General features: G+C 38.4%; 16 protein-coding genes. 7 read left to right on the top strand and 9 right to left on the bottom strand.

Annotated elements, in window-relative coordinates:
* The first annotated feature begins 412 nt into the window (after positions 1-412).
* On the top strand, positions 413-1903 hold the full coding sequence (locus tag V4T18_RS12435; RefSeq protein ID WP_442916939.1) for an MFS transporter: 1491 nt from the start codon (positions 413-415) through the stop codon (positions 1901-1903).
* Positions 1904-1948: 45 nt separating this feature from the next.
* Here V4T18_RS12435 and V4T18_RS12430 read toward each other — a convergent pair whose 3' ends face one another.
* On the bottom strand, positions 1949-2434 hold the full coding sequence (locus V4T18_RS12430; protein ID WP_332649819.1) for a nucleoside-diphosphate sugar epimerase: 486 nt from the start codon (positions 2432-2434) through the stop codon (positions 1949-1951).
* A 687-nt stretch (positions 2435-3121) separates the two neighbouring features.
* On the opposite strand from V4T18_RS12430, the gene V4T18_RS12425 reads away from it, so the two are divergent.
* Entirely contained in the window at positions 3122-3658 is a 537-nt protein-coding gene (locus V4T18_RS12425; protein WP_332649818.1) for a hydrolase, read from the top strand.
* Positions 3659-3707: 49 nt separating this feature from the next.
* Here V4T18_RS12425 and V4T18_RS12420 read toward each other — a convergent pair whose 3' ends face one another.
* From V4T18_RS12420 to psiE, 5 genes are all read right to left on the bottom strand, one after another.
* A complete protein-coding gene (locus V4T18_RS12420; RefSeq protein WP_332649817.1) occupies positions 3708-4031 on the bottom strand; it encodes a DUF5658 family protein in 324 nt (107 codons plus the stop codon).
* A gap of 131 nt (positions 4032-4162) precedes the next feature.
* Positions 4163-4354 (bottom strand): H-type small acid-soluble spore protein, encoded by a 192-nt coding sequence (locus tag V4T18_RS12415; RefSeq protein WP_332649816.1) that lies wholly within the window; start codon positions 4352-4354, stop codon positions 4163-4165.
* Positions 4355-4365: 11 nt separating this feature from the next.
* A complete protein-coding gene (locus V4T18_RS12410) occupies positions 4366-4524 on the bottom strand; it encodes a YfhD family protein (RefSeq protein WP_332649815.1) in 159 nt (52 codons plus the stop codon).
* Positions 4525-4656: 132 nt separating this feature from the next.
* On the bottom strand, positions 4657-5847 hold the full coding sequence (locus V4T18_RS12405; RefSeq protein WP_332649814.1) for a M14 family metallopeptidase: 1191 nt from the start codon (positions 5845-5847) through the stop codon (positions 4657-4659).
* A gap of 809 nt (positions 5848-6656) precedes the next feature.
* Positions 6657-7106 carry a phosphate-starvation-inducible protein PsiE gene (gene psiE, locus V4T18_RS12400; RefSeq protein WP_332649812.1) on the bottom strand — a complete coding sequence of 150 codons (450 nt, stop codon included), beginning with the start codon at positions 7104-7106 and terminating at the stop codon, positions 6657-6659.
* A gap of 148 nt (positions 7107-7254) precedes the next feature.
* Here psiE and V4T18_RS12395 point away from each other — a divergent pair, with 148 nt between their 5' ends.
* Positions 7255-8694 carry a DEAD/DEAH box helicase gene (locus tag V4T18_RS12395; protein WP_332649810.1) on the top strand — a complete coding sequence of 480 codons (1440 nt, stop codon included), beginning with the start codon at positions 7255-7257 and terminating at the stop codon, positions 8692-8694.
* Positions 8695-8759: 65 nt separating this feature from the next.
* Here V4T18_RS12395 and V4T18_RS12390 read toward each other — a convergent pair whose 3' ends face one another.
* Positions 8760-8903 carry a hypothetical protein gene (locus V4T18_RS12390; RefSeq protein WP_332649808.1) on the bottom strand — a complete coding sequence of 48 codons (144 nt, stop codon included), beginning with the start codon at positions 8901-8903 and terminating at the stop codon, positions 8760-8762.
* 143 nt (positions 8904-9046) lie between these two features.
* Here V4T18_RS12390 and V4T18_RS12385 point away from each other — a divergent pair, with 143 nt between their 5' ends.
* Complete coding sequence (locus V4T18_RS12385) at positions 9047-10453, top strand: GGDEF domain-containing protein (protein WP_332649806.1); 1407 nt, start codon at positions 9047-9049, stop codon at positions 10451-10453.
* Between the two features lie 56 nt (positions 10454-10509).
* Here the strand turns inward: V4T18_RS12385 and V4T18_RS12380 are convergent, their stop codons facing one another.
* Positions 10510-10905: a hypothetical protein gene (locus V4T18_RS12380; protein ID WP_332649805.1), complete on the bottom strand. Its 396-nt coding sequence runs from the start codon at positions 10903-10905 to the stop codon at positions 10510-10512.
* A 541-nt stretch (positions 10906-11446) separates the two neighbouring features.
* Complete coding sequence (rnhC, locus tag V4T18_RS12375; protein WP_332649803.1) at positions 11447-12376, bottom strand: ribonuclease HIII; 930 nt, start codon at positions 12374-12376, stop codon at positions 11447-11449.
* 197 nt (positions 12377-12573) lie between these two features.
* On the opposite strand from rnhC, the gene zapA reads away from it, so the two are divergent.
* From zapA to polX, 3 genes are all read left to right on the top strand, one after another.
* A complete protein-coding gene (gene zapA, locus V4T18_RS12370) occupies positions 12574-12834 on the top strand; it encodes a cell division protein ZapA (protein WP_332649801.1) in 261 nt (86 codons plus the stop codon).
* A gap of 5 nt (positions 12835-12839) precedes the next feature.
* On the top strand, positions 12840-13379 hold the full coding sequence (locus V4T18_RS12365) for a CvpA family protein (RefSeq protein WP_332649800.1): 540 nt from the start codon (positions 12840-12842) through the stop codon (positions 13377-13379).
* Positions 13380-13467: 88 nt separating this feature from the next.
* The gene (gene polX / locus V4T18_RS12360) at positions 13468-15177 is read left to right on the top strand and encodes a DNA polymerase/3'-5' exonuclease PolX (protein WP_332649798.1); all 1710 of its coding nucleotides are present in this window, start codon (positions 13468-13470) and stop codon (positions 15175-15177) included.
* The last annotated feature ends 9 nt before the right edge of the window (positions 15178-15186 follow it).

The raw sequence follows: 15186 nt of genomic DNA, 5'->3' as shown, positions 1-15186 counted from the left end.
TTCAGAAAATTCAGATTTAACGGCGGAGTTGAATTATTTTAATGCGACGCTAGTGAGACCATTTAAATATACTAATATAGAGCGGCTTCCTCAAAGCTTGCTCTTTTTTTATGTATAGTGAAAAATTTTTCTCCGGAAGTCTCCGTTTTTGCGCAAGAATTAAAGGTGGGAATCATAAAATAAACAGTTATTATAATCAATGGTCTCCATTATTTCGCCTCTTTATCTACTCATATCGTCCGAACTCTACACTTATTATCTATGCTTTCCAATGAAATCCTCTGAAATTGGTTCAACTCGTGAACGTTTTTCATCAATTGCTCTCAACTGTTTAAAGATTGCTTGGAACTGTGTACAATGAGAGTTGGGAAACTATATACTTTTTTAGTTGCTATTTTAAAAGGAGGCATACATGGTGTCGCTTCATCCAATTAACATTTTGCGTGTTGCAGGAATTGTTGATGGCATTTCTTTAATTGCTCTACTCTTTATTGCGATGCCATTGAAATATTATGGAGATCTACCGATGGCGGTAACGGTCGTAGGGGCTTTGCATGGCGGGATTTTTGTCGCCTACGCACTATCTATACTTTTTACACAGCTAAGAGTGCAGTGGCATGTAGGACTATCCTTCCTTGCTTTCTTCGTGGCGTTTATTCCATTCGGTAATTTTATTTTTGACCTATATTTGAAAAAGCATCAAAAGCGCTACCATGTAAAGCCGTTTCAAAAATCATGGATCGTTTATATGATTATCTTTTTCACCTTTATTGATTTATTTACTCAGCTGCCTGTCATAAGTACGTTTGCTACTTCGGTAGGGGCAACGGCAATGGTGGCAGGCTTTATCGTGGGGATCTATTCTTTAACAAATACGTTTGGGAATATTTTATCAGGCGTGTTAACGGATCGCTACGGGGCATTTATTGTGCTTGTCATAGGACTTTTTGCAACAAGTGGCTCGTTAATGCTTTATAATTTTGCGGATAATGTGCAGATTCTAGTAGCAGTTCGTTTTATTCATGGATTCCTCGGAGGCTTAATTGTTCCAGCAGCATTTACGCTTTTGGCGAATACAACAAAGAAGGATAAACAGGGTAGTCAAAGTGCCATTACAGGGTCTTTTGTCGGGATTGCTGCGATTGTTGGTCCTGCCTATAGTGGCATTATGGCGAATCGTTTATCTGTACCGTTTGTTTTTACATCTGTAGCGGTAGTTGGTGTAGCGCTTGCGATTTTAACCCTATTATTCTTGAAGGCAACAGCTACAAAAACCGTAAAAGAACAAAAAATTCGTACACCGTTCCAGTTTAATAAGGGAATCATTCAATCCTATAGCGGAGCGTTTTTCCTCATGTTTTCACAGGGGGCACTTGCCTATTTGCTGCCTCTACATGTCGAAAGCTTAGGCTATAGCTCACGTTTAAGTGGAACGCTAATGAGTATGTTCGGAATTGTAGCAGTTCTTATTTTTATCCTACCGACAAATCGTTTGTTTGATAAATTGCATCCTGCGTATAGCTTAATATTCGGTCTTAGCATTATTGGATGTAGTCAAATATTCATTGGTCAAATGACAACATCTTCATCTCTCTACGGGGCACTTGCCTTATATGGAGTAGGGTTTGCCTTTTTATTCCCGGCGATCAATACATTGCTTGTTCGTTCAACGACAGCCTCTATTCGAGGAAAGGCATATGGTTATTTTTATGCATTCTTCTCTTTAGGTGTAGTCGTCGGTTCCTCAGGTTTAGGGATGCTTCCTTTATCGATTGGTGGCAGCTTCCTATTTACTGGCATTCTGCTGCTTGTTTTAGCGAGCGGTGTTTTCTTCACTACAGTAAATTCGATGAAATTAAACAAGGAAGAGGTCAATATAACGGGGCAAGAAAAAACTAGATGATGGGTTGAAGAGTCTACTGCAAAAATACTTGCAGTAGACTTTTATTTACTCTTGAAAGGCTTCGTCTGTTTTTATCTGCTTCAAGGTACCAATAATTCCACCAAAGACAGCACTAATCGTTTGAATAAGCGCAAATGTGTAGAAGTTTATAAAAACATGGTTTGTATATTCATTAAGTACTGGGAACCCGTAAATTTTTGACTCTTCGTCCTTCGTAGTTCCACCAAGCTCTATGTACACGCCATCCTTGTAATTGAGTGAGAAATAAATAAGTGCCCCAATAAGTGCTATCCCACCTATGAGGAAAAGAGCACGCAGTATTTTATCCTGTGCCTTTCTAGCCTTATCTACAAAATATCGAAATGTTGTAAAGAGGCTTAATAATATAAAAGGTAGCACTAACGTAATACCTACAGCTCCTAAATTTCCACCGCCAGCCCTTTCCTCTGCACTTAATGAGAAAAAGTGTTGGATCACCATTACTCCTAGAAGTGCAATTCCTAAACTAATCATCCAGCTCAGTCGTAGCATTAATTCTACCTCCTAATCTATGCTGTATAAAAAATAATTATCTTCTAGTATAAAAGTTAATCGATTAGGATGCTAGTAAGAAAAAAATAATGGAGGTTGTATTTTATGGTGATAGTTTTTAATCGTTAGTTGATCGATTTGGCGGAATTGATATACTACTTATTTATAAATATGTGTCAAATAGCAGAAAAATATCATATGGCACTTATTTAGAAATATGTTGTATGTCAAAATCGACTATTTTAAATAAATCGAGTTAGAAATTTCGCCAAGAAAAAATAAATAGGCTTTTTTCATTTGTAGAGGCGGAAAATGAGCTGAAAAAATGACTGGCAAGCAAATAATCGATAGGCAACGTAAACAGCCTTTTCGATTCTGTATCAATTTTTGCTTGGAAATCGCCTTTACTAAGTCAGTATTAGCTCTAGTAGCGATAAAAAAATATATGTCTTTTATACTGGTTGATCGGTAGCTTATAGTATTAGATAACAAAGGAAATAGCAGAAAAAATGCCTTTTTTGCCATTATTCTATCGCGTTTATGGACGACATTTAACTATTTTTATCAGAATTCCTACAGAAAGAAACTATATTAAAAGCACGAAATAAAGTTAAAGCTATATTTGGGATGAAAATTTTATTCTCCTTCATTTATAATAAGAGTGATAACAATAAAGGGGGATGCACTATGTTAACAAAGGATGAAACGGTGCTAGTGTTAATTGATATTCAAGGAAAGCTAGCCGGGATTGTGGATGAAAGTGAAACTGTTATAGACAATATTGTAAAGGTAGTCCAGGGAGCAAATCTTTTAGAGCTACCAATCCTATGGCTGGAGCAATACCCAAAAGGACTTGGTCGGACTGTAGAGGCGATTGCGAACGAAATTAACGGCGAGCCAATAGAAAAAATTACATTTAGTGCATATAACACGAAAGAATTTGTAGAAAAGCTAGAAGAGACCCGACGAAAAAAGGTACTGTTAGCTGGAATTGAGACACATATTTGTGTGTATCAAACGGCAGCACAGCTATTAGAAAATGGCTATGAGGTGGAAGTTCTTGTAGACTGTGTGTCATCTCGAACAATTGGCAATCGAGAAGTAGGAATTCAGAAAATGATCGGACTCGGTGCTAAAATAACAAGTGTTGAAATGGCACTATTTGAAATGCAAGAAATTGCAAAGGGAGATACGTTTAAGGCAATCTCTGCACTAGTAAAATAATATGAGGAATGCTCTACGTCTATATCAAGGCATAGGGCATTTTTTCATTTTATAGCAGCACTAGCCAAAAAATATGCATACTAAATATCCCTATATATAGCGTAAGAACACCTACTAATGAGAGAAAGTAAAACCGTTGAAATGCTGCGAGGCTATACTTATAAATCCAATAAGAAACGGCAACAATCAAAATAGAAAGTAAAGTTTTAATCAATAGAAAGAGTGCAGGACTAAAGGTGGCGATAGTTTTCATAATTGGGTTAGCTTCTTCAATAATATTGTGGATTAAACCAAAGTGAGTTGCAATTCCATCAAATAAATTTAGTATAGCTATAAACAAGCTCAAGAGCAGTATGAATCTTCTATTTTTCATATTACCTTCCTTTACAAAAAATACATATATAATAGACAATATATACAAGGTTATAGAAAATTATTCGAGGGTATATAACAAGAAAAGCCAGCAGCCTTAAGAGAATTTCTCCTAGGACTGCCAGCAAGAGGTTAATGAACTAAATATTCTTCTTTTAATTCAGAAATCGCCACTTCGGATCGTTCTTCAAGCGAGCGCCTTAAGTGAACGGTTGCCGTTTTTTCATCATCGTGTAGCTTGTCTATCCAAATCGACACGCCATTATAGCTCACCTCATACTCAGAAGGTGAGGCAACAATTTCTTGTGCACGTTGATATTCCAAATGAAGACCTCCTATTTTTTCTTTTCTCCATTCGTAACCGATTTAATAAGTGAAGCAAATTCTTCAGAGAACTCTTCCTTCGCTTTATTTGGTGCTATTTTTTGGTTTTTCGGTGTTTGGGGTAAAGAACCCTTGTTTTGACTTTTGCCTTGTTTATTGTCTCTTCCCATAACAAATACCTCCTTTCTCTTTTGTCTTTCTTAATATGGCATTAGACAAATTTTTTATCACAAAAAAACATAGCACGAAAAAATGTTTTTTCGATGCTATGTTTTGTAGGTCATTAAGCCATACTAACAACGTCACATATATAAAGCGGCTAAAAAAATACCTAACGCTTCCTCGTATATTTCGTCAAATTGCGAAAGGGGAAGAGGATTCTTTCCAAGGCCAAGCTCGACGGTAAAGCCAGGTCTTCGCCAATCCTGAATAAACCAATCCTTATAGCCAGCATAGCTATAGATGCTCCGAATAGGCTCGTAGCCACTCACTCTACTAAATTCTTTTACAAGCACTTCGGATTCTGGCGGCTCTAAGTTTTGGAAGCCCCAATAAATAACTTCTCCCTGTGTATGGAAAGCAAGGACTCTGGCAAAATCACGGCTCTTTGTTAAATCCGCCATCGCTATGGATTCTGGCTCTGATAAAGGTTTTTCGCCACCATAATCTCTTGGTCCGGGAGTTTTAGGACCATTTTCTCTTTCTAACTCCCATAGTGCTGGGAATTGATCGTTTAAATCGACACCTCGAATATTAGCCTTCCAGCCAGAAAAATTCGTGCTCCCATTATTCCATTCGACGACCTTGCTTCGCCAAGGCTCCTGTTCTGGTGGTCCATGGAGCACTAAATCTACCCCGTCAGGATTGACCATTGGCACGATTGATAAGTTTGATTGCGAATAAAGTGGGTACGTGTACAGTCCACGAATCGGCTGCTGATTTGTTAAGGATAGGGCATAATCATTCAAAAACGTCATAATGATGGGGGTAGTAATCCATTCATTTCCATGAAAGGAGCCATTATAATGCACCCGTTTAGTCCCATTTCCAATCAGTACTTGTGGAATTTCTTTGCCTAGAACAGAATTGCCAATGGATGGGGTTTGTAGGAATGGGTAAACAGTCTGTAGCTGCCTAATATCATTCATCATCGTAGCATAGTCATAATTTTGCTTTCCGTTTACGAGTCGCCATGTCACGCGAATCGGCACCTTAATCGTCTGTCCGATTTTTAGAAAGTTCGGATTAAGTTCAGGGTTTACGAGTAACAAGGCATCCCAAGCAAGATTTCGGTTTGTTGCAATCGTCCATAAAGTATCACCTGGCTTAATTTGATAGTTTTGAACAAGGAATCCAGGAATTTGAATCTCAGCCCCAATAGAAAGGGCATTCGGATTTATTTGACGGTTAGAGTCAATTAATAATTGAAGAGGTATGCCAAATAATTGGCTATAATACCAAAATGTGTCGCCCCGCCGAACATATACTTCCATGACGTGCCTCCCTTAAAAGAAAAGTAGCAATTATAGAAGTATATGAAACAATTGAAAGTTTATTAAGGTAAAGGAGAAAAAGGTACGCCCAATGAAATAAAATCGATTAATCAAAGATGTTGTATTTTTGGATATTAACCATAACTTGTTGTTGATTTCCGTTGCGCCAGCGTGCTTTCCTGGGGGCGTCCGATGAGCCTCCTCACTACGCCCGAGGGGTCTGATCTGTGACGCTGATCCCCAAGGAAAATAATCTGTTCCCCAGTGAACGGAACCGATTATTTCTGCATCGAAAGGCGTAGCCGACAGATGCACTCACGCTGGCTCCACTCCAATCAACAAATGGACCGTCTAGAAAGACCTTTTGAAACGTTCACTTTGCAATGAGGATGGTGAATGATGATGCGACCACCCAGGAGCAATTTTCCATAAGGGTCAATAATTGTAGGTAGGTTATTCAAAATTATTTTTGCAAATTTTAGCACACGTAACGTAGAGCGGCGACTCCAGCGGGATAAGCAATGTTTTTCCTGTGACGAAAGCGCAGCGACAGTCACATGAGCTGAAGGCCCCGCAGGAAATTTATTTGCGACGAAAGCGAAGCGACAGCCGCACTGAGGCACGAACGACGAGGAGACTGAAGCCATGCCCGCGGAAAGCGTCCGCTCGGAGTGCAGTGTGCGGTGCGTATAGCAACCCCGACTTATGGAGCATCAACATTTTTGTTATATTGATAACAGCTGGATGCACGTCCGCCAGACGGAAATCAACGACTTATTATCAATATCCATCCAGACGAAGAAATCTGTCTAGTCTGTATTCGACATCACCTTTTTCACAGTTGGTCTTTCGCGCGGTGTAATATTAATAATGTAATAGCCAATAATAAGCACTAAAATAACAAGGGAAAAGATGAGGGTATCCATTGGATGATCATGCTCAACAATAATGAGTCGAATCATCGCCGTAATACCGATATACATAAAATAACGAAGTGGAAAGTGGTAATCTTCCTTGAAGTATTTAACAATCATCGTAATAAACTCAAAATAAATAAAGAAGATGAGGATGTTTGCTAGGATCAGCTTATAATCTTTCTTGCCTGAGGAAAACAAAATTTTAATAAACTCAACAATTTCAATAATGAGCAATGCTGATAGTACAATAGCTAAAATCGTTAAGCCGACATTCAACACAATTTGTAAAATTTGTGGAATGACTTTTTTCATACTATTTACCTTTGCTAACTTATGTTCCATCAAACCCCTCCTATCTTTTCTTATAATATGTACTATATCAGGAAAATATCTGAAAGTTTAGTCATTTGCGCAAACTGTCACAATGTAACCGTTTACGTTCATAATTTCGTGTATAATGAGCAGAATACTATAATAAAAGAGGGACAAAATGAACGAATTCCAACAATATCAAATAAGCAATGACCTAATAAGAGCACTAGATTCCCTACAGTTCGTTGAGCCAACCGAAGTACAAAAAAGAGTGCTTCCAGTAGCTCTAAATGATCGAGATATCGTTGTCAAATCACAGACGGGGAGTGGAAAAACTGCATCCTACGCTATTCCAATTTGTGAAAAGGTAGAATGGATAGAAAATAAACCTCAAGCACTTATTTTAACGCCGACTCGTGAGTTAGCTGTGCAGGTGAAGGAGGACTTCACAACAATAGGTCGTTTTAAACGAATAAAAGCCGTTTCGCTAATCGGGAAGCAGCCGTTTCATTATCAAAAAACAGAGCTTCAGCAAAAAACACATATTGCCGTTGGAACACCGGGGCGCGTGCTAGATCATATTGAAAAAGGGACACTGCATTTAGAAAAGGTTCGTTATGTCGTCATTGATGAAGCAGATGAAATGCTAAATATGGGCTTTATTGAGCAGGTGGAGGCCATTCTAGCGCATCTTCCTTCTGAGCGAGTAACGATGCTATTCTCCGCAACTTTACCCGATGCGATCAAGGAGCTAGCAACATCACATACGAATGAACCGACCTATATCGAAGTAGGGACCGACATGACAACGAATCTTATCCATCATGCTGTCATCGAGGTGAACGAGGAAGAGAAGCTGCAACTGTTACAGGATGTGACTATCGTAGAGAATCCGGATAGCTGTATTATTTTCTGTCGCACGAAGGACCGTGTGGATGAGGTACATGATGAGCTATATGATCTTGATTATAGCGTGGATAAGCTTCATGGTGGTATGGAACAATCGACTCGTCTGCTCGTAATGGATGATTTTAAACGTGGGGAGTTTCGTTATTTAGTGGCAACGGATGTAGCCGCGCGCGGAATTGATATTGATAATATTACTCATGTTATTAATTTCGATTTGCCACTAGAGAAGGAGGCGTATGTACACCGAACAGGGCGAACAGGTCGTGCTGGTATGAAGGGTACCGCTATTACATTTGTAACACAGAATGAACATGACTTCCTTGCGAATATTGAAGAATATGTAGGGTTTTTAATTCCAAAGAGAGAGAAGCCAGCAGGCGAAGAGGTCGTTCGAAAGGAAATACATTTCGAGCAAAAGATGGATCAAAGACCGAAAAAGAAAATGGCAAAAAGTGAACGGGTTAATGAAGGGATTATGAAGCTGTATTTTAATGGTGGCAAAAAGAAAAAGCTTCGCGCAGTTGATTTTGTTGGCACCATTGCCAAAATTCCTGGTATTACCTCAGAGGATATTGGCATTATTACAATTTTAGATACGTCAACCTTTGTAGAAATCCTAAATGGAAAAGGCCCTATTGTACTGAACGCAATGAAATCGACAACAGTTAAAGGCAAGGCATTAAAGGTTCACGAAGCTAGGAATAAATAAAAATATATAGTTAAAAGCGGTAGATGTCGGAAGGTTCAACCCTCTACACTTACCGCTTTTTGTGTTTAGAAATCATTGTCATCAAAATGGTCGAAATGCTCATCTTCAAATTGCTCCTCAAATAAATAGGCTACATCATTGTCTAGGACGTTTTCATGCGTAAATGGATGTTTGATTGGCACTGAGTTAAAGTAGCCCGTATAAGTCATATACATCACCACCTTTCGTGAAGAAGTTATTCAATAATAATCTGAGAAAAGTGAACATTGCAAGTGAAAATACTTTTAATTTTTCAGAAAAATGATAATATTAGGTATTATGAAGGTTAAATATTTCCAAAGTAGGTGATTGGGTGGAAAATATATTCACGATAAATGAGCGACAAAAGTACCACGAGCAAGCGATTAAAAAACTGCAAAATGGAGATTACTTAGAGGCAGAAAATCTTTTTCAATTATTAAGTGAAAGTTTTTTACAAGAAGAGGATTTTGAAAATTATATTAAAGTGAATTTAGGTATTTTAAAAATTCTTGTGATGGTACATCGATTTGAAGAAATGTACGACTACCTTGTTGCTATAGAGCCATACATTAAAAATTATGCAAAAAAACGTGAAAAATTAGCCTATTCCATAACTAAAGCACTATTTCATTACTTAATGGGCATTCGTTCACCTATTCAAGATTTTGAAAAAATTTATGATGAAGCGGTCGCCACACAAGACTATCATCATGTACTAAGGGCTGCTGTGAATTTATTGCACATCTATAACGAAGAAGGACAAATCGCAAAAGGTTATACATTAATTGAAAACGTGACCCCCTATCTGGATCTGATTGAAAACGATGATCGGATTATGCTCCTCACATTCTTCATTAATTCATGTGATATTTATTATGCTAATAAAGATTTTGAAAATATCGAAAATATTTTAGCGCAACTCGAGGAAAATGCTCTCCACTCATCCATTATTGTTGAAGAGTATAATTATTGGAGTATTAAAGGTCTTTACATTCTGCAGCAAGGAAACCTCGATCAGGCTAAGCAATATTTTGATAAGGCTTATAGTATGGTCCATGATAAATTTTACTTTGTACCGGATCTAGAGCGCTGGGTGCAGGCGATGAAAGATATCGGAGAAATTGAACAGGCGTATAATTATCAATGTTTATTAGTTGATGCATTAAAGGGGTATATTGCGCTTGAAAAGAAAATGAGGCGTACAGAAATTATTTCGAAGCTTTCTACAAGTGGCGTAATTGAACGTTTACACCATGATCGTCTATCAGGGGCGAAAAGTAGAGCCTATTTTGAAGAAGAGATTGAAAAACATCGGGAATTGCTGCACTATTCAGTAGCTGTATTTGATATTGATAAATTTAAAGTGGTGAATGATGCATTCGGTCATTTAGTAGGCGATCAAGCGATTAAATTTATTGCATCAAAAGCATTAGAGTGGCTGCCAAAGCGTGATATGAAGCTAATTCGTTATGGAGGGGATGAATTTATTATTTTTATGCCTTATCCGAAAGAAGAAATCGAATTAGATATGATTAGGTTACGAGAAAAGATTGCTAAAAGTGAATTTATAATTCGTGAAACAGGGGACACGATTCATTTTAATGTAAGTATTGGTGTGAGCTATACAGATCATACACCTGCAACGCTTATGAAATTATTTGAAGCGGCAGATCAGGCTTTATATTATGCAAAACAAAACGGGCGTAACCAAGTAATTTTTCGCGAAGTTTGCCATTAATACGAAAAATAATCGCACTACATCCCCTTTATTAGGATGGTAGTGCGATTAAACTGTTATTTTTTGTCCTGTTCAATTGCAAAGGTAACAACGATAAATAATAGGAAGGCTAGTAATAATAATGAGCCACCTACGATATATAGGATTGTAACGAATGTTTCCCCTAAATTAAATGGATTGATGTTATACATCCACATCCCCGCTGTTAAGCCAAGTGCCCCACACATCGCTAGAATACTATGAATAGAAACGAGCTTTTTCAGTCGAACCCTGTACACTTTATAAAAAATACCCCATGCAAAAACCGATAACCAGCCAACTAATAAAATATGAGCATGAATGGGACGTAAGGAATAATCCATACTTCCAGACATTTGAGACCCTATAAACGTTCCGATAAACCCAAAAATTGCCGCAAAACGAATAAGTCGAATACTCCACCTTTGTTCCATTATTAAATTCCTCCAGAAAGTAATTTTGTCTTATAAGCTCTTTATTTAAGCATTCTATCAATCTAATATGAACTGAATATGAACAAGGGATGTGATTTATGTCAAAAATATTTCTGAAAACGATGCAGGATGTGGATAAACTGCTTTTTTTCGTAGAAATGGGCAAGCCCTGTCACACCGGTTTTCGTGAGCGAGCGGCGAGCCTCCTCAAATTTGCAATAAGCAGTAGTGACTGGGTTGAGAATGACTAATAAAATCGGAAAATTGGCAAGTATTCACCTTGAAAGGCTAGTACTATTTTTGGTCCGTCTCACATTGGCTAGTAAATTTAAAATTTCGGCTAGTATTTTGAAAGTTGTGCTAGTATTTTCGGATTTTTGGCTAGTATTTCAAAAAATGTGGCTAGTAACCTTGGTCCTCTCTCATAGAAAAGTTCATCACACCGAACGACGAGGAGACTGAAGCCATTGCCCAAGGAAAGCGCCGCTCGGAGTGCATTGCGCGGTGCATATAGCAACCCCGACTTATAGTGAGAAACTTTTTATTGTTTTTTCTTCATTAAATTTCTCGCCTTTTGCGTATTGGCGAAATGCCATTTTGTCATGGAACGTAATGTGTCTTCACCGTATTTGAGCCAGATTTTTGCTGCCATCTCATCTACTTTCCCGCTAGCTCCTTTTTGCAGAGGGAACCCTACAGTCTTCGCTAGTCGATCCATTTCCTTTAGGAATGCATAACGAGCTAATATCGAAGCGGTTGCAACAGCGACATGTAAGTTTTCTGCCTTCGTGGAGAAGAGCACATTTTCACGGACAATCTCACCCTCATTTTTTATATGATTATAATAAATAGTCCGCTCTGCAAATTGGTCAATCAAAATATAGTCAGGCTTTTGGGGAGCCATTTTATTAAGCACATGCTTTAACGCCTGATTATGCATAAGTGCTTTTATTTTGCCCTGTGAGTTTCCTTTTTCCTGAATCGCATTATATTTATCGTTGCGAAGTGTTAAAATGCTATGCACACATACTTCCATTAAATCAGGTGCAATCCTTCGCATATAGTCATCCGTTAATTGCTTAGAATCCTTTACGCCCAGCTCTTCTACGAGCGCTATTTTATCCGCAGGCACATAAACAGCTGCTACAGTGACAGGGCCAAAATAATCGCCTGTTCCTGTTTCGTCAGATCCGATTACAGAGAGGGAAGAAAAATTAGACGGCAGGGAATCTCCTTTCGTGTTGTTCGTTTTCGTTGTTTGGCTAATGGCAGTACCAAATTTAGCTGCCTCACGAGACGCGCCAGCCCCCTGGAACATTACCTTCCCAGATTTATAAACGGTAATGGCTGTATCAGGAAGCTTGGCAGCAAAAATAACCCCTGGTGCATTTCGTTCTACACGAGAACTAACATAATAAGCCTGTACTTTTTGTTGATCCTCATAGGGTAGTTGTAAAACAATATTGGACATATAGTGATTCCTCTCTTTTCAAATGTTCACATGTGAAACCTTTTCGTGTTATGATAGATTATATGAATTTTTACATAAAATCTGAGCTTAAAATAGTGTTAAGCTAGTTTGTAAAAGCATAAGAGCCGCTTTTCATACATGTGTGGCTTTCGCGCTAGGATTGTTGTAATTGCTTACGCTTTGTAGGGGGTATCACTTTGGCTGAACAAGAAAAAAATCGAATTTCAGTAGAAATCTATGGTCACACATACAAAATCGTAGGAACAGAGTCTACTGGACATATGCGATTAGTTGCTTCAATGGTTGACGATAAAATGCGTGAGATTAGCATGAATAATCCGTCATTAGATAGCGCAAAGCTTGCCGTTTTAACCGCTGTTAATTCAGTACATGATCTTTTGAAGCTGAAAGAACAGGTTGAAGCACTTGAAGAGCAAGTGAAAAAATTAAAGGGTTGAATACAATGTTAGATATTATTATTTTAATCATTTTTGCTGCTAGTTTACTTATTGGTGGAAAACGTGGATTTGTCGTACAAGCAATTAATTTATTTAGTTTTTTAGTTGCACTTATCGTAGCATATATTTATTACAAACCGTTAGCGCAAAAGTTTGTATTATGGATTCCTTATCCAGGCTTTACAGAAGATGCGACGATGACACTTGTACTCGATTCCCTAGACGTGGATCGTACGTTTTATCGTGTAATTGCGTTTGCCCTAATATTCTTCGTAGTAAAAATTGCGCTACAAATTGTTGGCTCGATGTTTGATTTCTTAACGTACTTGCCTATACTAGGTTCAATTAATAGACTATTAGGTGCCCTATTAGGTTTTGTGGAATTTTACTTCTTATTATTTATTGCCTTATACGTATTGGCACTGTTGCCGGTAGAAGGCCTGCAAACGATATTAGATAATTCCATTTTAACGGGTTTAATATTAGAACATACACCTATAATTACATCGGTATTCCAGAACTGGTGGTATATTTACTCAAAATAATTGAACAATGGGGGTGTCTGAAAAGCAATTTTGAGACACTCCCTTTTCGTGCTTTTGCACATCGTAAAGATTGATAGGAGGCGTTCTTATGAATAAAAAAATCATTATCCGCACGTTAGAAAAAATCGCTCTCTATTTAGAGCTACAAGGAGAAAATCCTTTTAAAGTGTCTGCCTTTCGAAAAGCAGCTGCGGCGTTAGAGGTGGACGATCGTAGCTTAAGTGAAATAGACGATATAACAGCAATTAAAGGAATTGGAAAAGGCACAGCTGCTGTTATTACAGAGTTAATCCAACAAGGTAAATCAAGTGTACTAGAGGAACTCCAGCAGGCTGTTCCAAAGGGGCTTCTTCCGCTAATGAAATTGCCGGGCTTAGGAGGTAAAAAGCTGGCAAAATTATATCAAGAGCTAGACATTGTAGATCAGGAAACATTACAGGCTGCTTGCGAAGCTGGAAAGGTCAAAGAGTTAGCTGGCTTTGGTGCAAAGACGGAGGAAAAAATCTTAAAGGAGCTGGCTTCTTTTGGTGCGCGGGCTGAACGTCTACCAGTTTGGAGTCTAGAGCCAGTTGTTCTTGAGATAAATGAGCTCCTGTCTAGCCTACAAGATGTCCAAAAATATTCAGTAGCAGGCAGCTTCCGTCGAGTTAGCGAAACGAGTAAGGATGTTGATTTTATCGTGGCAACCGAGTCACCAGAAGCAGTACGTGAGGTGCTCCTGTCTACTTTAGCTATACAAGAAACGGTTGCGGCAGGAGAGACAAAAATTTCGGTCATTTTAGATCGAGAGGAGCCAGTTAGTGTCGACTTTCGATTAGTGGATCCTAGTGAGTATGCTACGGCCTTGCATCATTTTACCGGCTCAAAGGATCATAATGTGCGTATGCGTCAGCTTGCCAAGGCTCAAGGGAAAAAAATTAGTGAATATGGTGTAGAGCAGGCGGATGGTTCGATTGCAACATTCGAAACAGAGGAAGCTTTTTTTGCTCATTTTGATTTACCGTTCATTCCACCGACTGTTCGTGAAAATGGCAGGGAGCTTGATCGATTAAATGAACTAGATGGTTTAGTTCAACTGGGCGACATTGTATCTGATTTACACATGCATACTACGTGGTCTGATGGCGCACATTCAGTCTCAGAGATGGGCGAGGCGTTAATTGGGCGCGGCTATACACATGGGGTTATTACGGATCATTCGCAATATTTAAAGGTTGCCAATGGTTTAACACCCGAGCGTCTTGCAAAGCAACGGCAAGAAATTTTTGCGTTTAACGATGCGCATCCTGATTTTAAATTATTTGCTGGAACAGAGATGGACATTTTACGGGATGGGACGCTTGATTTTTCTGACGATGTATTAAAGGAGCTTGATTTTGTGATTGCGTCAATTCACTCAAGCTTTACGCAATCTCAGGAAAAAATTATGGACCGTTTATATACAGCTATAAAAAATCCTAATGTGCATATGATTGCCCATCCAACTGGTCGAATTGTAGGGCAACGGGGTGGGTATAATCCTAATGTCCAACAGTTAATTGAATGGGCGGCAGAGTACGGGAAAATATTAGAATTAAACGCTAATCCGTACCGATTAGACCTCTGTATAGAGCATTTGCAGCTTGCAATGGAGAAAAATGTTGCGATTGCCATTAATACAGATGCTCATGCAATCGACCAGCTTCGTTTTATGGATATTGGAACAAAATATGCACAAAAAGCATGGCTGAAAAAAGAGTTAGTCGTTAATACGTGGAATGTTGAGCAATTTGAAGCATTTATTCGTAAACACAAATAATTGATTTTT

Origin of the sequence: Lysinibacillus sp. 54212, from assembly GCF_036662795.1 — a bacterium.
Lineage (GTDB): Bacteria > Bacillota > Bacilli > Bacillales_A > Planococcaceae > Lysinibacillus_B.
Note: the sequence above shows the minus strand (reverse complement) of the source record. Positions and strands in the feature narration are given on the sequence as shown.